The organism is Xanthomonas sp. LMG 12459, from assembly GCF_009192905.1.
Classification (GTDB): domain Bacteria; phylum Pseudomonadota; class Gammaproteobacteria; order Xanthomonadales; family Xanthomonadaceae; genus Xanthomonas_A; species Xanthomonas_A sontii.
This window is the reverse complement of sequence record NZ_NSGT01000055.1, coordinates 13842-34678: the sequence shown is the minus strand read 5'-3', so window position 1 is coordinate 34678 and position 20837 is coordinate 13842. Positions and strand designations below refer to the sequence as shown.

General features: G+C 68.5%; 16 protein-coding genes. 10 read left to right on the top strand and 6 right to left on the bottom strand.

What is annotated here, in order from left to right; translation table 11 throughout:
- Nucleotides 1-95 precede the first annotated feature (95 nt).
- The 6 genes from CEK65_RS13295 to CEK65_RS13270 all read left to right on the top strand — a co-directional run bounded on the left by CEK65_RS13295 (nucleotide 96) and on the right by CEK65_RS13270 (nucleotide 11163).
- Nucleotides 96-3068: a TonB-dependent receptor gene (locus CEK65_RS13295; RefSeq protein WP_152182032.1), complete on the top strand. Its 2973-nt coding sequence runs from the start codon at nucleotides 96-98 to the stop codon at nucleotides 3066-3068.
- Between the two features lie 136 nt (nucleotides 3069-3204).
- Complete coding sequence (locus CEK65_RS13290; RefSeq protein ID WP_173003417.1) at nucleotides 3205-4785, top strand: glucoamylase family protein; 1581 nt, start codon at nucleotides 3205-3207, stop codon at nucleotides 4783-4785.
- 11 nt (nucleotides 4786-4796) lie between these two features.
- Entirely contained in the window at nucleotides 4797-6092 is a 1296-nt protein-coding gene (locus CEK65_RS13285) for a sugar ABC transporter substrate-binding protein (RefSeq protein WP_152182041.1), read from the top strand.
- Nucleotides 6089-6970, top strand: coding sequence for a sugar ABC transporter permease (locus CEK65_RS13280; RefSeq protein WP_010342668.1), 882 nt, complete (start codon nucleotides 6089-6091; stop codon nucleotides 6968-6970). Before CEK65_RS13285 ends, CEK65_RS13280 begins: the two co-directional genes overlap by 4 nt.
- Nucleotides 6967-7803, top strand: a complete 837-nt coding sequence (locus CEK65_RS13275; protein ID WP_017909683.1) for a carbohydrate ABC transporter permease — start codon at nucleotides 6967-6969, stop codon at nucleotides 7801-7803. Before CEK65_RS13280 ends, CEK65_RS13275 begins: the two co-directional genes overlap by 4 nt.
- Nucleotides 7804-8046: 243 nt before the next feature.
- Nucleotides 8047-11163 carry a discoidin domain-containing protein gene (locus CEK65_RS13270; protein ID WP_193314788.1) on the top strand — a complete coding sequence of 1039 codons (3117 nt, stop codon included), beginning with the start codon at nucleotides 8047-8049 and terminating at the stop codon, nucleotides 11161-11163.
- 156 nt (nucleotides 11164-11319) lie between these two features.
- On the opposite strand, the gene CEK65_RS13265 is transcribed toward CEK65_RS13270, so the two are convergent.
- The 5 genes from CEK65_RS13265 to zwf all read right to left on the bottom strand — a co-directional run bounded on the left by CEK65_RS13265 (nucleotide 11320) and on the right by zwf (nucleotide 17299).
- Nucleotides 11320-11973, bottom strand: coding sequence for a bifunctional 4-hydroxy-2-oxoglutarate aldolase/2-dehydro-3-deoxy-phosphogluconate aldolase (locus CEK65_RS13265; protein WP_152182031.1), 654 nt, complete (start codon nucleotides 11971-11973; stop codon nucleotides 11320-11322).
- A 77-nt stretch (nucleotides 11974-12050) separates the two neighbouring features.
- The gene (edd, locus tag CEK65_RS13260; protein WP_148828437.1) at nucleotides 12051-13967 is read right to left on the bottom strand and encodes a phosphogluconate dehydratase; all 1917 of its coding nucleotides are present in this window, start codon (nucleotides 13965-13967) and stop codon (nucleotides 12051-12053) included.
- A 175-nt stretch (nucleotides 13968-14142) separates the two neighbouring features.
- Entirely contained in the window at nucleotides 14143-14862 is a 720-nt protein-coding gene (gene pgl / locus CEK65_RS13255) for a 6-phosphogluconolactonase (protein ID WP_017917731.1), read from the bottom strand.
- Nucleotides 14859-15866 carry a glucokinase gene (gene glk, locus CEK65_RS13250; RefSeq protein ID WP_017917730.1) on the bottom strand — a complete coding sequence of 336 codons (1008 nt, stop codon included), beginning with the start codon at nucleotides 15864-15866 and terminating at the stop codon, nucleotides 14859-14861. Before glk ends, pgl begins: the two co-directional genes overlap by 4 nt.
- The gene (zwf, locus tag CEK65_RS13245) at nucleotides 15863-17299 is read right to left on the bottom strand and encodes a glucose-6-phosphate dehydrogenase (protein WP_193313979.1); all 1437 of its coding nucleotides are present in this window, start codon (nucleotides 17297-17299) and stop codon (nucleotides 15863-15865) included. The genes glk and zwf overlap by 4 nt, the downstream gene beginning before the upstream one ends.
- 441 nt (nucleotides 17300-17740) lie before the next feature.
- Here zwf and ugpC point away from each other — a divergent pair, with 441 nt between their 5' ends.
- Nucleotides 17741-18865: a sn-glycerol-3-phosphate ABC transporter ATP-binding protein UgpC gene (gene ugpC / locus CEK65_RS13240; protein WP_152182030.1), complete on the top strand. Its 1125-nt coding sequence runs from the start codon at nucleotides 17741-17743 to the stop codon at nucleotides 18863-18865.
- A gap of 25 nt (nucleotides 18866-18890) precedes the next feature.
- Here the strand turns inward: ugpC and CEK65_RS13235 are convergent, their stop codons facing one another.
- Entirely contained in the window at nucleotides 18891-19763 is an 873-nt protein-coding gene (locus CEK65_RS13235; protein WP_193314786.1) for a folate-binding protein, read from the bottom strand.
- Here CEK65_RS13235 and CEK65_RS21345 point away from each other — a divergent pair.
- From CEK65_RS21345 to sdhD, 3 genes are read left to right on the top strand one after another with little or no spacing between them, the layout of a single operon-like run.
- Nucleotides 19665-19973 (top strand): DUF1674 domain-containing protein, encoded by a 309-nt coding sequence (locus tag CEK65_RS21345; protein ID WP_318526716.1) that lies wholly within the window; start codon nucleotides 19665-19667, stop codon nucleotides 19971-19973. The genes CEK65_RS13235 and CEK65_RS21345 overlap by 99 nt on opposite strands.
- 60 nt (nucleotides 19974-20033) lie before the next feature.
- On the top strand, nucleotides 20034-20426 hold the full coding sequence (gene sdhC, locus CEK65_RS13225; RefSeq protein ID WP_017912577.1) for a succinate dehydrogenase, cytochrome b556 subunit: 393 nt from the start codon (nucleotides 20034-20036) through the stop codon (nucleotides 20424-20426).
- Nucleotides 20423-20809, top strand: coding sequence for a succinate dehydrogenase, hydrophobic membrane anchor protein (gene sdhD, locus CEK65_RS13220; RefSeq protein WP_010342655.1), 387 nt, complete (start codon nucleotides 20423-20425; stop codon nucleotides 20807-20809). The genes sdhC and sdhD overlap by 4 nt, the downstream gene beginning before the upstream one ends.
- The last annotated feature ends 28 nt before the right edge of the window (nucleotides 20810-20837 follow it).

Here is a 20837-nt window from a genome sequence, read left to right as displayed (position 1 = left end):
TTTTCTGCGCCGCATCGCTTGTTCCACTTCGTTCCATCGAAGCACCACGCACCACCCATAACGAGCATCACGTCTTCCTGGAGGGAAAACCCCACATGCAACACACCCCGCACTCCGCCCGGCCCACGCGCAAGCTGTTGAGCTGCGCCCTCGCCAGTTGTCTGCTGCTGGGCGCCGCGCCGGCATTCGCGCAAAGCACCGGTGCCACCATCCGCGGCCAGGTCAAGGTCGATTCGGCGCCGGCCGCGTCCGCGCAGGTCACCGCCACCAACCTGGCCACCGGTCTGAGCCGCAGCGTGCAGACCAGCAACGGCACCTATTCGGTCGGCGGCCTGCCGCCGGGTTCCTACCGCATCGACGTCACCGCCGACGGCAAGACCACCTCGCAGAACGTCACCGTGCAGGTCGGCCAGACCGCCACCCTGGATCTGGGCGTGGGCGGCGAAGCGGCCACCGCCAACGGGCAGGGCGCGACCACGCTCGACGCGGTGCAGGTGCAGGCGCCGCCGGTGCTGGTGGAAACCCGTACCTCGGAGAACGCCACCTACATTTCCAACGTGCAGATCGAGAAGCTGCCGCAGGCCACGCGCAACTTCCTGGAGCTGGCCGACAGCGTGCCGAGCGTGCAGTTCCAGCGCGACGCCAAGGGCAACACCACGGTGCGCTCCGGCGCGACCTCGGCCAACGGCACCAACGTCTACATCGACGGCATCAGCCAGAAGAACTACGTGCTGACCGGCGGCGTCAGCGGCCAGGATTCCAGCCGCGGCAACCCGTTCCCGCAGTCGGCGATCGGCGAGTACAAGGTCATCACCTCCAACTACAAGGCCGAGTTCGACCAGGTCAGCAGTGCGGCGATCGTCGCCTCGACCAAGTCCGGCACCAACGATTTCCACGGCAGCTTCTTCTGGGATACGACCAACGACGACTGGCGTGCCGAAAGCCCGCTGGAGCGCAAGGCCGGCCAGCGCGACGACTTCTCCGAGACCCAGTACGGCGCCACCTTCAGCGGCCCGATCCTCAAGGACCGCGCGCACTTCTTCGTGGCCTACGAGGCCAAGGAATACACCACGCCGAACACGGTGATCCCGGGCGGCATCTACGCCGACCGCGTCGACCAGCTGCCGGCGCAGCTGCAGCCGCTGGTCGCCACCTACAGCACGCCGTTCAAGGAAGACCTGTACTTCGGCAAGATCGACTGGACCCTGGGCGACAACAACCTGTTCGAGCTGACCGGCAAGTACCGCAAGGAAGACGAGCTGTCGGACATCGGCAACACCACCACCTACCAGCACGGCAGCAGCAACGGGCAGAAGGAAAAGCGCGCCAACCTGCGCTGGCAGTACAGCGGCGAGGCCTTCCTCAACGATCTGAACCTGAGCTACGAGAGCGCATTCTGGACCCAGACCCCGCTCACCGACGGCAGCGGCTACGTGCTGTCCTATGTGCCGCAGGCCGGCAACGAGACCACCATCCTCAGCGCCGGCGCCGGCAGCAGCTTCCAGAACAAGGGCCAGAAGGGCTGGACCCTGCAGGACGACCTGACCCTCAACAGCCTCGACTGGCACGGCAGCCACACCATCAAGATGGGTCTGAAGTACAAGGACATCCAGCTCGATTCGACCCAGATCAATCCGGCCAATCCGCAGTACTACTACAACATCCTCAGCGATGTCGGCACCCCGTACCGGGTGCGCTTCGGCGACACCGGCGACGGCGGTTCGGTGCAGTCGCAGAACAAGCAGTACGGCATCTACCTGCAGGACGACTGGGAGGTCAACGAGCACCTGACCCTGAACCTGGGCGTGCGCTACGACTACGAGAAGACCCCGTCGTTCCTCGACTTCGTCACCCCGGCCGACGTCGCCAGCGCGCTGCTGAACTGGCGCAACCTGGACAACGCCAACTACGACATCGCCAACTACATCAGCACCGGCAACAACCGCAAGGCGTTCAAGGATGCCTGGCAGCCGCGCCTGGGCTTCTCCTACGACCTGTTCGGCGACCAGGCGCACGTGATCTACGGCGGTGCCGGCCGTGCGTACGACCGCAACCTGTTCGACTACCTGGCGCTGGAGCAGCTCAACAACAACTTCCGCTCCTACAGCTACTACTTCAGCAGCGCTAACACGCCGTGCCTGGGCCAGCCGTGCGTGGCATGGGACCCGAGCTATGCGACCCAGGCCGGCCTGAACGGGCTGGCGGCCTCCACCACCGCCGGCGCCGGCGGCGGCCGCGAGGTGTACCTGATCGACAACAACATCAAGGTGCCGTACTCCGACCAGTTCAGCCTGGGCATGCGCAACATGCTGCATTTCTGGGGCAACGACTGGTACACGGACGTGACCCTGAGCCGCATCGTCAGCGAGGACGGCTTCGTGTTCCTGCGTGGCAACCGCCGTGCCGACGGCTCGTTCTTCCTGCCCGGCACCACCTCCGGCGTGCCCACCGATTCGCCCAACGGCTACAGCGCGATCGTGCTCGGCACCAACGGCCTGAAGACGCGCAACAACCAGCTGGCGCTGAAGCTGGACAAGCCCTACGACAAGGAGTCCGGCTGGGGCCTGACCGTGGCCTACACCTTCTCCGACGCGAAGGAAAACCGCCAGTACGGCGAGCACTATGCGCTGGACCAGCCGTCGATGGCCGGCTACGGCTGGCGTGAGGCCGGCGGCATCCCGAAGAACCGCCTGGTGGTCACCGGCATCTACGATCTGCCGTACGACGTCACCCTGTCGGCCAAGCTGTCGTTGGCCAGCCAGACCCCGCGCTACGGCACCAACTGCCTGGCGGGCAACGACCAGTGCTATATCATTCAATACAAGCCGGACGCCACGCTGGGCTACAAGGAATTCAGCCTGGCGGCGAACAAGGAATGGGATACCGGGTCGGGCATCAAGTTCAACGTGCGCGCCGATGTCATCAATCTGTTCAACTGGACCAACTACGCGGACTACAACACCGCAACCGGAACGTACGCCGATCTGAATACGGCGTTCGGTACGCCGAACGGCGTGCTCGCCTCGCCGATGCGGACGTTCAAGCTGTCGTTCGGCTTGAACTGGTAAGCAAGGTCGCCGCGGCTCCCGTGCACCGGGGGCCGCGGCGATGCGGAAGTGGGGTATTTTTTGCGTGCATGTAAACGATTTCACGGGGGGCACGATGAAGAAGCAGCGCAGGTTCATCAGGTTTTCGTTGATGGTGATGGCAGCAGGGGTGCTGCTGACGGCGTGTAAGAAGGTCGAGGAGCCGAAGGCGGTGGAGAAGAAGCCGGTGCAGGTGATCCTGGTCGAGGCGGAACTGCCGCCCAAACCGCTGAAGCCCGAGCTGCCGCAGCTGTTCAGCGACATCGAGCGGCGCACTTTCCAGTTCTTCTGGGACACCACCAACGACACCAATGGCCTGACCCCCGACCGCTTCCCGTCGCGTCCGTTCGCCAGCATCGCGTCGGTGGGGTTCTCGCTGACGGCGTATCCCATCGGCATCGAGAACGGCTGGATCAGCCGGACCCAGGCGGTGGATCGCACCCTGACCACGCTGAAGTTCTTCCGCGATGCGCCGGTCGGCCCGCAGCGCACCGGCAAGGCCGGCTACAAGGGCTTCTATTACCACTTCCTGGACATGCAGAACGGCCACCGTTACGACAGCTGGGTGGAGCTGTCGAGCGTGGATACCGCGCTGCTGATGATGGGCGTGCTGTTCGCGCAGTCGTACTACGACGGCGACGACCCGCGCGAGAAGGAGATCCGCGAGATCGCCGACACGCTGTACCGGCGCGTGGACTGGACCTGGCTGCAGCAGCGCGATCCGCTGATCTCGATGGGCTGGTTCCCTGAAAGCGGCTTCATCAGCCACGACTGGATGGGCTACAACGAAGCGATGATGCTGTACGTGCTGGCCTTGGGATCGCCCACCCATGCGGTGAGCCCGGATGCGTGGACGGTGTGGACCCGCACCTACAACAACGACTGGGGCGTGTACTACGGCCAGGAATACCTGTCGTTCGGGCCGATGTTCGCGCACCAGTACAGCCACGTCTGGATCGACTTCCGCGACATCCAGGACCAGTACATGCGCGAGCGCGGCATCGACTACTTCCTCAACAGCCGCCGCGCGGTGCTGGCGCAGCGCGAGTACGCCATCGCCAATCCGATGAAGTGGAAGGACTACGGCGAGAACGTGTGGGGCCTGACCGCCAGCGACGGGCCGCAGAACACCGAGCAGGAGTATCGCGGCGAACAACGCCAGTTCCGCCACTATTCCTCGCGCGGCGCCGGCCTGCGCGAGAACTTCGACGACGGCACCATCGCGCCGACCGCGGCGGTGGCCTCGCTGGTGTTCGCGCCGGAAGTGGTGATTCCGGCCACCGAGGAGATGCACAAGCGCTACGGCGACTTCATCTACTCCAGCTACGGCTTCCTGGATTCGTTCAACCCCAGCTTCAACTACGATATCCCGCTCAAGACCGGGCGCGTCGTGCCCGGACGCGGCTGGGTCTCCAGCGACTACATCGGCATCGACCAGGGCCCGATCCTGACCATGATCGCCAACTACCGCAACGAGTTCGTCTGGAACGTGATGAAGAAGAACAAGTACATCCGCACTGGACTGGAGCGCGCCGGCTTCAGCGGCGGCTGGCTGACTCCGGAGGGCGAGGCGCAGCCGGTGCCGAAGAAGGACGAGCAGGCCGCCGCGGCGCGGGCGATCGGCATCGCCGAATCGCGCGCCGCCGCTGCGCAGGCGCAACAGAACCCCGACCAGCGCCAGCCGCAGAAGCCCGAATGAGCGCAGCACGCATGATCGGTCGTTGGGTGTCGCTGGGCTTGCTGATGGTGGCCGTGTGCGGGTGCGCGCGTGAGCCGCAGGGCGAGGTGGTGCGGTTCTGGGCGATGGGCCGCGAGGCCGAGGTGGTGGCCGAGCTGATCCCGGAGTTCGAGAAGGAGAATCCCGGCATCCACGTGGACATCCAGAACATCCCGTGGACCGCCGCGCACGAGAAGCTGCTGACCGCCTTCGCCGCCGACGGCCTGCCGGACGTGTGTCAGTTGGGCAACACCTGGATCCCGGAATTCGCCGAACTGGGCACGCTGCAGCCGCTGCAGCCCTATGTCGAGCGCTCCAAGGTGGTCGACCCGAAGGACTACTTCCCCGGCATCTGGGACACCAGCGTCATCGATGGCCAGCTCTACGGCATCCCCTGGTACGTGGACACGCGCCTGCTGTTCTATCGCAAGGACATGCTGCGCGACGCCGGGGTGACCAAGCTGCCGCAGACCTGGGCCGAGTGGGAGCAGGCGATGGCGGCGGTGAAGAAGCATGTCGGGCCGAAGCGCTATGCCATCCTGATGCCGCTCAACGAGTTCGAGCAGCAACTGTCGCTGGGCCTGCAGCTACCCGATCCGCTGCTGCGCGACCACAACAACTACGGCAACTTCGAAAGCCCCGGCTTCCGCAAGGCGCTGGCGTTCTACGCCAACATGTTCGACCAGGGCTGGGCGCCGAAGATGTCGGAGACGCAGATCTCCAACGTCTGGGACGAATTCTTCAACGGGTTCTACGCGTTCTACATCTCCGGCCCGTGGAACATCCGCGAGTTCCGCAAGGTGCAGCCGGCTGCGCTCAAGGACCAGTGGGGCACCATGCCGCTGCCGGGCCCGGACGGCCCCGGCGCCGGCATCGCCGGCGGCACCAGCCTGGTGATCTTCCGCAAGTCCGAGCACAAGGACGCGGCGTGGAAGCTGATCGAGTTCCTGTCGCGGCCGCAGATCCAGGCGCGCTTCCACGCGCTGATCGGCGACATGCCGCCGCGGCGCAGCACCTGGGCGTATCCGTCGCTGGCCGACGATCCGCTGGCGCACGCGTTCCGCGATCAGCTGGAGCGGGTCAAGCCGGCACCGAAGGTCCTGGAGTGGGAGCGCATCGTGCAGGAGATGCGGCTGGCCACCGAGCGGGTGGTGCGCGGCGGCGAACCGCAGGAGAAGGCAATGCGGGAACTGGACAAGCGGGTCGACGAGATCCTGGAGAAACGCCGCTGGATCCACCAGCAGCATCGCGAAGGCACGGCGGCGCCGGCCGCGGGAGCGGCGCCATGAAGCGCGGTTCCCTGATCGGCTGGCTGTTCGCCGGCCCGGCGCTGATCGTGATCGGCGTGTTCTTCGGCCTGCCGGTGCTGTCGGCGCTGGCGCTGAGCGTCACCGACTTCGACCTGTATTCGCTGGCCGACCGCCACAACCTGCGCTTCGTCGGCTTCGGCAACTACATCGAGTTGCTGCAGACGCCGATGTTCTGGAAGTCGCTGTGGAACACCACGTACTTCGTGATCGTCGGCGTGCCGCTGTCCATCGGCGCCTCGCTGGGCGCGGCGCTGCTGCTGAACGCGCCGGTGGCGCGCTTCAAGGCATTGTTCCGCACCGCGCTGTTCGCGCCTGTGGTGACCACGCTGGTGGCGGTGGCGGTGATCTGGCGCTACCTGTTCCACACCAGCTACGGCCTGGTCAACTACGGCCTGGCGCACCTGGGCATCGGCCCGATCGACTGGCTCGGCGACCCGCACTGGGCGATGCCGACCATCATGCTGTTCGCGGTGTGGAAGAACTTCGGCTACAACATGGTGATCTTCCTCGCCGGCCTGCAGGCCATCCCGCAGGACCTGTACGAGGCCGCGCGCATCGACGGCGCCTCGAAGTGGCGGCAGTTCCTGCACATCACCTTGCCGATGCTGGGGCCGGTGCTGCTGGTGGTCGGGGTGATTACCGTGTCCGGCTACTTCCAGCTGTTCGCCGAACCCTACGTGATGACCCGTGGTGATCCCCTGCAGAGCACGGTCAGCGTGCTGTATTACATGTTCGAGGAAGGCTTCAAGTGGTGGAACCTCGGCCGCGCGTCGGCGGTGGCGTTCCTGCTGTTCCTGATCATCCTGGGAGTGACAACGGTGATGCTGCGCTTCGGCCGCAAGAGGGACCTGGTATGAGCCGGGAGATCGGCGCCTCGCGCTGGAACACGCTGCTGGTCAACGGCGGGCTGCTGCTGCTCGCCGTGATCAGCCTGGCGCCGCTGTTGTGGATGGTGTCGGTGTCGTTCATGCCGGCCGGGCAAGCGAGTCGCTTCCCGCCGCCGATGCTGCCCACCGGCGCCACCCTGGCCAACTACGGAGAGCTGTTCTCGCGCACCGGCATGGCCCGCAACTTCGCCAACAGCCTGCTGGTGTCGTGCGCGATCACCTTCGGTTCGCTGCTGATCAACACCATGGCCGGCTATGCCTTCGCCAAGCTGCGCTTCGTCGGCAAGGAACGGATCTTCCAGATCCTGCTGGCGGCGCTGGTGATCCCGGCGCAGGTGGCGATGCTGCCGCTGTTCCTGCTGATGAAGCAGCTGCACCTGGTCAACAACTTCGGCGGGGTGGTCGTGCCGGCGCTGGCGACGGTGTTCGGCATCTTCCTGGTGCGCCAGTACGCGCGTTCGATCCCGGACGAGCTGCTGGAGGCCGCCCGTATCGACGGTGCTGGCGAGCTGCGGATCTTCTTCCAGATCGTGCTGCCGATGCTCAAGCCGGTGCTGGTGACGCTGACCATCTTCACCTTCATGGCGGCGTGGAACGACTTCATGTGGCCGCTGATCGTGCTGACCGACCAGGAGCACTACACCTTGCCGGTGGCGCTGGCGGCGCTGTCGCGCGAGCACATCATGGACGTAGAGATGATGATGGCCGGCGCGGTGGTCACGGTGGTCCCGGTGCTGGCGCTGTTCCTGGCGCTGCAGCGCTACTACATCCAGGGCCTGCTGCTCGGCAGCGTGAAGGGGTGAGGCGCAACGCTTGCGCGCCACTGGCGCGCGTTGCGCCGAACGCCCGGCCATGGATGGCTGGGCCTGACGTGTAGGAGCGGCTTCAGCCGCGACAACATGCAAGGCGATGCCGTGGGGCGCCGATGGGTGCGATGCCCGCTGGGATGCACAGACACATACAAGCAGACACGCAACGAAACGACAGCGACGGGGAAGGCGATGAGGGACGGGATGGCGATGACGTGCGCACGCGCGATGCTGGCGATGCTGGGGCTGGCGGCCACCCATGCCGTCGCCGCGCCGCCGACCTCCACGGTGACGCTGGACAGCTTCAACGATCTGGACAAGTGGCAGATCGTCGTTTCCAACCAGGTCACCGCCTCGACCCGGCTGGTGCAGGCGCCCAGCGGCGGCCGCGCCAAGGCGCTGTGCCTGGACTACGACTTCAACGGCGTGTCCGGCTATGCCGGGATCCGCCGCAGCGTGCCGATCGAGTACCCGGACAACTACCAGTTTTCGTTCCAGCTGCGCGGCGAGTCGCCGAGCAACGACCTCCAGTTCAAACTGGTCGACGCCAGCGGCGACAACGTGTGGTGGGTCAACCGGCCGCACTACGACTTCCCCACGCAGTGGAGCACGGTCACCTACAAGAAGCGGCAGATCGACAAGGCCTGGGGACCGAGCCCGGAGAAGGAGCTGACCCGCAGCGCACAGATCGAGTTCACCATCTACAACCAGGTCGGTGGCGCCGGCACGGTGTGCTTCGATCAGCTGACCCTGACCCCGTTGCCGCCGCAGGACACCTCGCCGCTGACGGTCAAGGTCAACACCGATACCGCGCCGGCGCTGGAGCAGCGCATCGCCGACGGCAAGCCCGACACCGTCTGGTACAGCGGCAACGCCAAGACCCAGACGGTGATGCTGGACCTGGGCAAGGTGCGCGAGTTCGGCGGCGCCAAGGTGCAGTGGGCGCCGGGCGTCTATGCCTCGCGCTACACCGTGCAGGGCTCGGCCGACGGGCGCAGCTGGCGCGAGTTGCGCAGCGTGACCGCCGGCAACGGCGGCACCGACTGGCTGGCGCTGCCGGAAACCGAGGCGCGCTACGTGCGCTTCGACCTGCAGGACGGCCCCAGCTTCCGTTACGGCATCGCCGACATCACGCTGCAGCCGCTGGCCTTCGCCGCGACCCAGAACGACTTCATCAAGTCGGTGGCGGCGCAATCGACCCGCGGCTGGTTCCCGCGCGGCTTCAGCGGCGAGCAGCCGTACTGGACCATCGTCGGCCTGGATGGCGGCCGCGAGCAGGGCCTGGTCGGCGAGGATGGCGCGATCGAGGTGGGCAAGGGCGGCTTCAGCATCGAGCCGTTCCTGCTGCTGGACGGCAAGCGCCTGAGCTGGGCCGACGTCAAGACGGCGCAGAGCCTGCAGGACGACTACCTGCCGATTCCCAGCGTGGACTGGACCCACGACAACGCCGCGCTGCGCGTGACCGCGTTCGTGCAGGGCGAGCCGGAACAGGCGCAACTGGTGGCGCGCTACCGGCTCAGCAACCCGAGCAAGCAGCCGCACGACTACACCCTGGCGCTGGCGGTGCGTCCGTTCCAGGTCAATCCGCCCAGCCAGTTCCTCAACACGGTCGGCGGGGTCAGCCCGATCCGCTCGCTGGCCTTCGCCGGCACGCAGGTGCAGGTCAACGGCCAGCCGCGGGTGTTCGCGGTGCAGAAGCCGGACGCCGCCTACGCCAGCGCGTTCGACGCCGGCATGGACGTCGAACGGCTGAGTACCGACGCCAGCGGCCTGCCGCAGCAGGCGCAGGATCCGGACGGCCTGGCCTCCGGCGCGTTGCTGTACCGCGGGCGGCTGGCCCCGGGCGAGGTGCGCGAGGTGGCGCTGGTGATCCCGCAGACCGGCAACGCCGGCGTGCCGGCAGGCTTCGACGCGGCGCGCGCGCAACAGCAGGTCGCCGCGCAGTGGCACGAGAAGCTGGACCGCGTGCAATTGCACGTGCCGGCGCAGGGCAAGGCGGTCACCGACACGCTGCGCACCGCGCTGGCGCACATGCTGATCTCGCGGATCGGGCCGCGCCTGCAGCCGGGCACGCGTTCGTACTCGCGCAGCTGGATCCGCGACGGCGCGATGATCTCCGAAGGCCTGCTGCGGCTGGGCCGCGCCGACGTGGTGCGCGAGTACGTGGAGTGGTATGCGCCGTACCAGTTCGCCAACGGCATGGTGCCGTGCTGCGTGGACGACCGCGGCAGCGATCCTGTGCCGGAGAACGACAGCCACGGCGAACTGATCTACAGCGTCGCCGACTACTACCGCTACAGCGGCGACCGTGCCTTCCTGGAACAGATGTGGCCGCACGTGCTCGGCGCGTACACCTACATGGAACAGCTGCGGCTGAGCGAGCGCACCGACGAGAACCGCGCGCGCAACGCGGCCTTCTACGGGATGATGCCGGTGTCGATCAGCCACGAGGGCTATTCGGCCAAGCCGATGCACTCGTACTGGGACAACTTCTGGGCGCTGCGCGGCTACAAGGACGCGGTGAGCATCGCCGCCGAACTCGGCCGCATCGACGATGCCGCGCACTTCGCCGCCTCGCGCGACCAGTTCCGCCAGGACCTGTATGCCTCGCTGGACGCGGCCACCCAGCAGCACCACATCGACTTCCTGCCGGGCTCGGCGGAACTGGGCGATTTCGATCCGACCTCGTCCACCATCGCGCTGGCCCCGGGCGGCGAGCAGGGCCGGCTGCCGCAGGCGCTGCTCGACAACACCTTCGAGCGTTACTGGAGCGAGTTCGTCGGCCGCCGCGACGGCACCCGCGAGTGGAAGGACTACACGCCGTACGAGTGGCGCAACGTGTCGGCGTTCGTGCGCCTGGGCTGGCGCGAGCGCGCGTGGGAGGCGACGCAGTTCTTCTTCAAGGACCGCACGCCGCAGCCATGGAACCAGTGGGCCGAAGTGGTGTCGCGCACGCCGCGCAAGCCGTTCTTCCTCGGCGACCTGCCGCATGCCTGGGTCGCCTCGGACTTCGTGCGCTCGGTGCTGGACATGTTCGCCTACGCCCGCGACGTCGACGACAGCCTGGTGCTGGCCGCCGGCATCCCCGCCGACTGGCTCGACGGCAAGGGCGTGGCGATCGAACAGTTGCGCACCCCGCAAGGGCCGTTGAGCTACCAGCTGCGGCGGCAGAAGAACCGCCTGCTGCTGAACATCCCCGAGGGCCTGCGCATGCCCAGCGGCGGCCTGGTGCTGCCGTGGCCGTACCCGGGCGAACCGGGCCGCACCCTGGTCAACGGCGAAGCGGCGCAGTGGGAGCACGGCGAACTTCGCATCCACGCGTTGCCGGCGGATGTGCAGATCGAGGTGCGGTGAGGCCGGGAATCGGGAGTGGGGAATCGGGAATCGCAACAGCAAAAGAAAAGCGCCGGCATGCCGGCGCTTTTTTTCTTTCTGGAGTATCGAGTTGTGAGAGCCGAGGTTCTGGCTTTAACGATTCCCGATTCCCCACTCCCGATTCCCGGCTAGGCGCTACCGCGCCGCCGCCACGATCGCCGCCGCCTTCGCCGAGCTCTCGCGCACCTTGTCCCAGGCGCCGTCGGCCAGCCAGTCCTTGGGCACCATCCACGAGCCGCCGATGCAGACCACGTTCGGCTGGGCCAGGTACTCGGCGGCGGTGCTCTCGCCGATGCCGCCGGTGGGGCACAGCTTGAGGTCGGCCAGGGGGCCGGCCAGGCCCTTGAGCATCGCCAGGCCGCCGACGGCGGAGGCGGGGAACAGCTTGCACACGCGGAAGCCGCGCTCCATCAGCGCCAGCAGCTCGCTCGGGGTGGCCGCGCCCGGCACCACCGGCAGCGGCGCCTGCGCCAGGGCGTCGGCCAGGGTCGGGGTGGTGCCCGGGGTGACGATGAAGTCGGCGCCGGCGTCGATCGACTGCTGCAGCTGGGTGGCGTTGAGCACGGTGCCGGCGCCGATCACGATGTCCGGCAGTTCGCGCTTGAGCATCGCCAGCGCCTCCATCGCCACCGGCGTGCGCAGGGTCAGTTCGATCGCCGGCAGGCCGCCTTCGAGCAGTGCGGCCGAGACGCGGCGCGCTTCTTCCAGGGTGTGGACGGTGACGACGGGCAGGATGCCGGCCGCGCGCAGCAGCTGTTCGGCCTTGGTCTGGTGTTCGGCGATGGTCATGGGCGTCTCGGTTGCGAAGGGGGGCGAGGCTCCGGCCGCGCACGGCCGGGGCGGGGTAGGGCGAACGGCGGCGCCGGTCAGGCGTCCTTGGCTTCGTGCGGCGCGGCGGCGGCCTCGGCATCGCGGCCCAGGTCGTACTCGGCGTCGTAGTTCCACAGGTCGCCGTCGGCGGCCGGCGGGCCGCAGGAGATCGACAGCGCACCCTGGTCGGCCGGGCCGACCATGCGGCGGTTGAGCCCGAACAGGTTGCGACCCAGGTCGTGCGCGGCCGGCGCGGTGTTCGGCGCCAGCGGGCGTGCGGCCCACTCGGCGGCGTCCACCAGCACTTCCAGGGTGCCGGCCTCGCCGTCCAGGCGCACGATGTCGCCTTCGCGCACCCGCGCCAGGGGGCCGCCGCGCGCCGCTTCCGGGGTCACGTGGATGGCCGCGGGGAACTTGCCGGAGGCGCCGGACAGGCGTCCGTCGGTGACCAGCGCCACGCGCCGGCCCTGGTTCTGCAGCAGGCCCAGCAGCGGCGCCAGCGAATGCAGTTCCGGCATGCCGTTGGCCTGCGGGCCCTGGTAGCGCAGCACCACCACGAAGTCGTGCGGCAGCGCGCCGGCGGCGTGCAGCTTGTTCAGCGCCTGCGGCGCGTCGATCACCACGGCCGGCGCTTCGATGGTGCGGAACTGCGGCTTCACCGCCGACAGCTTGATCAGCGAGCGGCCGAGGTTGCCGCGCAGCAGGCGCAGGCCGCCCTGCGCCTCGAACGGGTTGGACGCCGGGCGTACCACGGCCTCGTCGGCGCTCTTGGCCGGGCTCGGCACGTAGGCCAGCTTGCCGTCCTGCACGCAGGGCTCGTCGCCGTAGGCGCGCATGCCGCCCGGCACGATGGTGGCCAGGTCGTCGTGCATCAGCCCGGCGTCCATCAGCTCGCGGAACACGAAGCCGATGCCGCCGGCGGCGGCGAAGTGGTTCACGTCGGCCTCGCCGTTCGGGTACACCCGCGCCAGCAGCGGCACCAGCTGCGACAGCGCGTCCAGGTCGTCCCAGGTCAGCACGATGCCGGCCGCGCGCGCCACCGCCAGCCAGTGGATGGTGTGGTTGGTGGAGCCGCCGGTGGCCATCAGCGCGACCACGGCGTTGACGATGGCGCGCTCGTCGATCAGGCGGCCCAGCGGGCGGAAGTCGCTGCCCAGGGCGGTGATGCGCAGCGCGCGCTCGGTCGCCTGCTGGGTCAGCGCCTCGCGCAGCGGGGTGCCGGGGTTGACGAACGAGGCGCCGGGCAACTGCACGCCCATCGCTTCCAGCAGCACCTGGTTGGAGTTGGCGGTGCCGTAGAACGTGCAGGTGCCGGGGGCGTGGTAGGACGCCGACTCGGCGGCCAGCAGTTCCTCGCGGGTAGCCTGGCCGGCGGCGTAGCGCTCGCGCACCTCGGCCTTCTGCTTGTTGGGGATGCCCGGGGTCATCGGCCCGGCCGGCACGAACACCGCCGGCAGGTGGCCGAAGGCGAGCGCGCCGATCAGCAGGCCCGGCACGATCTTGTCGCACACGCCCAGGTACAGGCTGGTGTCGAACATGTCGTGGCTGAGGCCGATCGCGGTGGCCTGGGCGATCACGTCGCGCGAGAACAGCGACAGTTCCATGCCCGGCCGGCCCTGGGTCACGCCGTCGCACATCGCCGGCACGCCGCCGGCCACCTGCGCGGTGGCGCCGAGCGCGCGCGCGGTGCTGCGGATGATCTCCGGGTAGTGCTCGAACGGCTGGTGCGCCGAGAGCATGTCGTTGTACGCGGTGATGATGCCGAGGTTGGGGGTGATCCCGCCTTCCAGCCGGCTCTTGTCGGTGGGGCCGCAGGCGGCGAAGCCGTGGGCGAGGTTGCCGCAGCTCAGGCGGCTGCGGAACGGACCGTCGCGCAGCGCGGCGTCGATGCCGGCCAGGTAGGCGCGCCGCGACGGCGCACTGCGCTGGCGGATGCGTTCGGTGATCGCGTGGAGGGTCGGATGCAGGCTCATTGGCGGACGTGGCTATGAAGGGGGGAATCGGGAAACGGGAATCGGGAATCGAAAGAGCGGGAAGCGGAAGAGCGGGAAGCGGAAGAGCGGGAATCGGTAAGGGGAATCGGAAGAGCGGAAAAGCGTCAGCGCGCAGCCGTTGCGAATCCCTAATCCCCAATCCCCAATCCCGGCCTCACTCGCACCAATGCACGCGCAGGCGCGCACCCGGCGTATCGAAGGCGACGCGGATCGGGTACTCGTGCGGGTCGGTGCCGGCCAGCGCGCGCTCCAGCACCTCCAGCTTCTGCTTGCCGCGCAACAGCAGCATGCGTTGGCCGATCGGCGCCAGGCCGGCCGGGGTCAGGGTGATGCGCAGCGGCCAGGTGTTGGCGCCGGGGCAGCCGGTGGCGTCGAGCGTGGCGTAGGGCAGCGGGTTGGCCAGGGCCTTGTTCAGGTCGGTGGCGCCCGGGAACAGCGAGGCGGTGTGGCCGTCGCCGCCCATGCCCAGCACCGCCATGCACGGGGCCGGGGCGTGCTGCGCGTGCAGATTGGCCGCGTGCACGCAGTCCTGCAGCGGCTTGCCGACCCGCACCAGCGGTTCGAAGCGCGCCTCTTCGGCGCGGTCGAGCAGACTGTGCCGGACCAGGTAGGCGTTGCTGTCGCTGTCCTGCGGCGACAGCCAGCGCTCGTCGACCAGGCCGACTTCCAGCTTCGACCAGTCCAGCGGCAACTCGGCCAGCGCCTGGTACACAGGCGCCGGGGTGGTGCCGCCGGACAGCAGCAGGCGCGCGCCGCCGCGGCGCTGGATCTCCTCGCGCAGCGCAGTGCCGATCTCGGCCGCCGCCGCGTCGATCCATTCGTCCGGATCGTCGTAGCGGATCAGCGTGATGCGGTCGGACAGCGTGGGGCTCATGCGATGGCTCCTGGGGATTGCCGCGCGGCGTCCACCGCGTAGGCGGCGGCGCCGAGCAGGCCGGGACGGGGGTGGATCACCGCCAGCGACGGCACCCGCGCCATGATCGACGAAAACCGGCCCTTGTGCTCGAAGCGCTGGCGGAACCCGGAATGCTGGATCGCGTCGAGCATCTTCGGCACCAGCCCGCCGGTCAGGAACACGCCGTCCCAGGCGCCCTGCATCAGCACCAGATCGCCGGCGATGGCGCCGAACACGGCGCAGAACACGTCCACCGTGCGCATCGCCCGGTAGTCGCCCTGCGCGGCGCGCGCGGTGATGTCCTCCGGCTGCAGCGGGCCCGGATCGTCGCCGGCGATCTCGCTGAGCGCGCGGTGGATGTTGACCAGGCCGGGGCCGCAGATCAGGCGCTCGTTGGAGACGCGGCCGAACTGCTGCGAGAGCAGTTCCAGGATGCGGATCTCCTCCGGCGTACCCGGCGGGAAGCTGACGTGGCCGCCCTCGGTCTCCAGCGGGAAGCAGCGCCCGCCGCGCATCAGCAGGCCGCCCACGCCCAGCCCGGTGCCGGGGCCGATCACCCCGTAGTTGCGCGGCACCTCGACCGGCGACGGCGTCCAACTGGCGCCGCCGACCTGGACCACGTCCTGCGGCCGCAGCAGGCTGATCGCCATCGCCTGCGCGGCGAAGTCGTTGATCAGGTGCAGTTCGTCGAAGCCGAGCATGGCGCGGGTGCGCGCCCGCGAGATCACCCACGGATGGTTGGTGATGCGCGCTTCGTCGCCATCGACGCGGCCGGCGACCGCGAAGGTGCCGCTGCGCGCGTCCACCCCGGTCTGTTCCAGGTAGTGGCGGGCGGCGTCGCCCAGCGACGGGAATTCCACCACCGCGTAGGTCTGGGTGCTGTCGTCGAGCAGCGGCACCGAAGCGTCGAGATCGGCGAGGGCGAAACGGGCATTGGTGCCGCCGATGTCGGCGACCAGCACCGGGCGCTGCGGCGCGCTCATTGCGCGACCTTCGGCGCGGCGCCGGACTGGTCGCAGGACACGTAAGCCTTCGCTTCCTCCGGCCCCCAGCTGCCGGCCGGGTAGGGCAGCAGCGGCAGGTGCGCCTGCGCCCAGGCGGCGCTGACGCTGTCGATCCAGGCCCAGGCGGCGCGGACTTCGTCGTCGCGCACGAAGAGCGCATGGTTTCCGTTGAGCGCGTCGAGCATCAGCCGCTCGTAGGCGATGCGCCGGTGCAGGCCGGTGGGCACCGACAGTTCCAGTTCCAGCGGCTGCAGTTCCAGCGCGCCCCATTCCGGGCCGGCCAGGCTGCTCATCAGTCCCAGTTCGATGTTCTCCTGCGGCTGCAGCTGGAAGGTCAGCCGGTTCGGCGCCACCTGCTGCGCGGCCGGGCGCTCGAACAGCCAGTGGGTGACCGGCTTGAGCGTGACCACCACGCGGGTGGAGCGCTCGGCCAGGCGCTTGCCGGTGCACAGCCGGAACGGCACCCCGGCCCAGCGCCAGTTGTCGATGTAGGCGGTGACCGCGGCGAAGGTCTCCACGTCGCTGCCTTCCGGCGGCTGGTAGGCCTGCGCCGGCTGGCCGTTGATGGTGCCGGCGGTGTAGCGCCCGCGCACGCTGTCGCGGGCGGCATGCTCGGCGCTCAGCGGACGCAGCGCGCGCAGCACCTTGACCTTCTCGTCGCGGATGCGGTCGGCTTCCAGCGACGCCGGCGGCTCCATCGCCACCAGGCACAGCAACTGCAGGATATGGCTCTGCACCATGTCGCGCAGCGCGCCGGAGCGCGCGTAGTAGGCGTCGCGGCCGTCCACGCCCTCGCTCTCGGCGACCAGGATGTCCACCGATTCGATGTAGTTGCGGTTCCACACCGCTTCCAGCAGGGTGTTGCCGAAGCGCAGCGCGATCAGGTTCTGCACCGCGGCCTTGCCCAGGTAGTGGTCCAGGCGGAACACGCGGTCCTCGTCGATCAGCGCGCCGATCGCCTGCACGATCTCGCGGGCGCTGTCCGAATCGTGGCCGATCGGCTTCTCCAGCATCAGCCGGTGCGGTGCGGCCAGGGCGCCGCCCAGGGCCAGGCCCTGGCAGGTGCTGATGTACAGCCCCGGCGGGATCGCCAGGTAGCTCACGCAGCGGCGCGCGGTCAGGTCGCGCACCGCGGCGGCCACCGATTCGGCATCGCGCAGGTCCACCGAGCGGTAGTCGATGCGCGCCAGCAGCGCCTGCACGATCGATTCGCCGATCTGCGGCATCGCCGCCTGCAGGCGCGGCTTGAGGATCTCGTGGAACTTGGCGGTGTCGTGCGGCGACAGCGCCAGTGCGCGGATGCGGAAGTCTTCCGGCAGGAAGCCGTCGTCGAGCATGCGCAGCAGCGAGGGGAACAGGTAGCGCTGGGCCAGATCGCCGGTGGCGCCGAACAACAGGAAGGTATCGTGCATCGACCGGGTTTCGGTTTCGGGTGACATGGTGTCGATCACCTGGGGGCTAGGAGTGACGTGGCGTGGGAAAGCGGACGGCGGCGACGGCCTGTATCCGGCCGGTTCGGGCGAGGGCGTGACGCGGGAGGGCCGCCAGGCGGGAACGCACGATCCAGGAGATGAATACGACTGCCAGACCTCTGAGCATACCTCTCCAATGCCTCATGCTGCAGGTCGGCTGTCATCCCGCAGGATGACGGGCGCGCGCCGGATCGGCGGCTGGCGGATCGCATTGCATGCCCTCCCAGGCTCGATGTTGCCCCGTGAAAACGGTTACATGGCAGAATACCGCATCGCGATCCATTGTTGCCTGCGCGCGGGCATGATGCGACCCGAATTCGTATGCACTGCCCTCGGGAGGGACCGGCGGCAGCCCGTTCCTCACTGCCGGAAACCGGATACATGGCGAAAGTACAACTGGACAACATCCGCAAGGTCTACGACAACGGCCAGGTCGCCGTGCACGGGGCCAGCTTCGAAGTGGCCGACGGCGAACTGATGGTGCTGGTCGGGCCCTCGGGCTGCGGCAAGTCCACGCTGCTGCGCATGATCGCCGGCCTGGAAGAGATCAGCGGCGGCGAGCTGCGCATCGGCGAGCGCGTGGTCAACGAGGTGGCGCCGAAGGACCGCGACATCGCCATGGTGTTCCAGAGCTATGCGCTGTATCCGCACATGACCGTGGCCGAGAACCTGGCGTTCGGGCTCAAGCTGCGCGGCGAGAGCAAGGAGGTCATCCGCCAGCGCGTGGCCGCCGCCGCCGACACCCTGGGCCTGACCCCGATGCTGGACAAGCTGCCGCGCGCCATGTCCGGCGGCCAGCGCCAGCGCGTGGCGCTGGGCCGCGCGCTGGTGCGCGAGCCGGCGGTGTTCCTGCTCGACGAGCCGCTGTCCAACCTGGACGCCAAGCTGCGCCACTCGGTGCGCACCGAGATCGCGCAACTGCACCGCAAGCTCGGCACCACCATGATCTACGTCACCCACGACCAGGTCGAGGCGATGACCCTGGGCCAGCGCATCGTCGTGCTCAAGGATGGGGTGATCCAGCAGATCGACACGCCGATGGCGCTGTACGACCGCCCGGCCAACCTGTTCGTGGCCGGTTTCCTCGGCAGCCCGGCGATGAACGTGCTGCGCGGGCGGCTGGTCGAGGAGGGCGGCCTGCAGCTGCAGTTGCAGGATGGCGGACGGGTGCCGCTGCCGGGTGCGCAGATCGCGCCGCAGTGGCTGGGCCGGGAGCTGGCGATCGGCGTGCGGCCGGAGCATCTGCAGCCCAGCGACGAGGGCCAGGGTGGCTTCGAGGCGACTATCGAGGTGATCGAGCCGGTCGGCAACGAGATCTTCGTCAATCTCAGCCACGGCGCGCAGCCGCTGGTGATGCGGGTGGCGCCGCGCGCGCTGCCGGGCCTGGGCGAGCGCCTGCGGGTGGCGGTGCGCGGTGATGCGCTGCACTTCTTCGATGGCGAGAGTGGGGGGCGCCTGGAGGCGCGGGAGTTGGGATTGGGGATTGGGGATTCGCAACAGCCGTAAGCAAATCTGGCGTAACGGCGCGCGTTCAGCGCGCCAGACCGTCGATCAGGGGCTGCCAGCGCGCTGGGTGGCCGTCGACGTCCAGCCCCGTCGGCGGTGTCTCGTCCAGCGGCAGCACCGCCAATGCCAGGCTGCCGGCGACGCTGACCAGGCTGCCGAATGGCTGGCCGTCGCGCAGCACCGGCGCGTCGATCGCGACCGTTTCGTCCACCTCCAGCAATTGCGCTGCGCGCTTGGCCTTGCCCAGGAAGTGGGTGCGGGCGACGATTTCCTGGCCGGGGTAGCAGCCTTTCTTGACGCTGAAGGCGTGCAGCCGGTCCAGGCCCAGTTGCTGCGGCGTCCATTGTTCGCGCTGGCTCGGCGCAAGCCGGGTCAGGCCCAGGCGCAGGTCGGCCGCGCGCCAGGCTGCCGCCAGCGCCGGATCGGCCGCCGGTGCATCCAACATCGGTGCCGGTACCAGGCGCAGCGTGCGCGGCAGGCCGTCGCTGCCCATGTCCAGCTCGATCACGCCGGCCTCATCGTGCGCCGACATCGCGCCCCGGGCCTGGTCCGGTAGGCTCATCCGACCGAAGGCATGCAGCGCGTCCTCGACAGTGAGGCGCAGCTTGCGCCGGAACACGAAGCGGCCCAGTGCCGTCGCCAGGTCCTCGGCGCCGCCGTCGGGCAGCAGCATCAGCAAGGCGTCGTCGGCCTGGCGCAGCAGCGCGAACACCGCGATCACCCGGCCCTTGGCGGTGAGCCAGGCGTTCCACTGCCACTGGCCCACGGCCAGCGCCTGCACGTCGTTGGCGAACTGCGCATGCGCGAAGGCCGCTGCATCCGGACCGCGCAATGCGACGTATTGCAGGTGTGGCAGGGCGGAAAAACCGCCGGATTCCAGATTCAGGTTGTCAGGCACGAGAGGGGAGGACTAAAATTGACGAGTTGTGAGACCCGCATGATAGGCCAACCAACCCCCACACCCGAGTCCGATCCCGAAACGCAGCGGCCCGCCGAGGACACCCCTCCGCAGACCGAGCCTGCGCCGCGGGAGATCGGCGGGCGCGGCGGCCTCGAGCCGACGCGCTACGGCGACTGGGAGAAAAACGGACGCTGCATCGATTTTTGAGCAGCTTTGAGCCAACGCGGCCTTAAGCACGCCGCCCAGCCGAGACAACGAGCCCAGCGAATGGCTACGCGCGAACGTCCTCTTTCCCCGCATCTGCAGGTCTATCGCTGGCAGATCCAGATGGTGACCTCGATCCTGAATCGAGCCACCGGCATCGTGCTGTCGATCGGTGCCCTGATCATCGCCGCCGGCCTGTTGGCGCTGATGCTCGGCCCCGCCTCCTGGAACTGCTTCCGCGACATCGCCGGCGCCTGGTACGGCCAGGTGTTCCTGTTCGGCTGGACCTGGTGCTTCGCCTTCCACCTGTTCGGCGGCCTGCGCCACATCCTGCAGGATTTCGGCCAGGGCTACGCGGTCCGCGCCTTCGTCACCATCGGCTGGCTGTCGGTCGTGCTCAGCTTCGTGCTGACCGCCGCCGTGTGGGCCTACGTGCTGCTGGGAGCCACCGCATGAGCCGCTATCGCACCCCGTTGAAGAACGTCCGCGGCCTGGGCGCGGCGAAGACCGGCACCGAGCACTTCGTGCTGCAGCGCCTGACCGCCACCGCGCTGGTTCCGCTGTCGATCTGGTTCCTGATCTTCGTGCTGAGCCTGCTCGGTTCGGACTACGTCGCCGCCACCGAGGCCGTGGCCAAGCCGTGGAACGCGATCCTGCTGGTCGGCTTCCTGATCGCCGCGTTCTGGCACGCCCAGCTCGGCATGCAGGTGGTGCTGGAAGACTACGTGCACACCTCGCTGCTGGCCCTGGCCGCGCAGACCATCGTGCGCTTCGTCGCCGTGCTCGGCGCCATCGTCAGCATCTTCGCCGTGGCGCGCATCGCGCTGGGCATCGCCTGATCCATCGGCGCCCCCTCTAGGAACCACA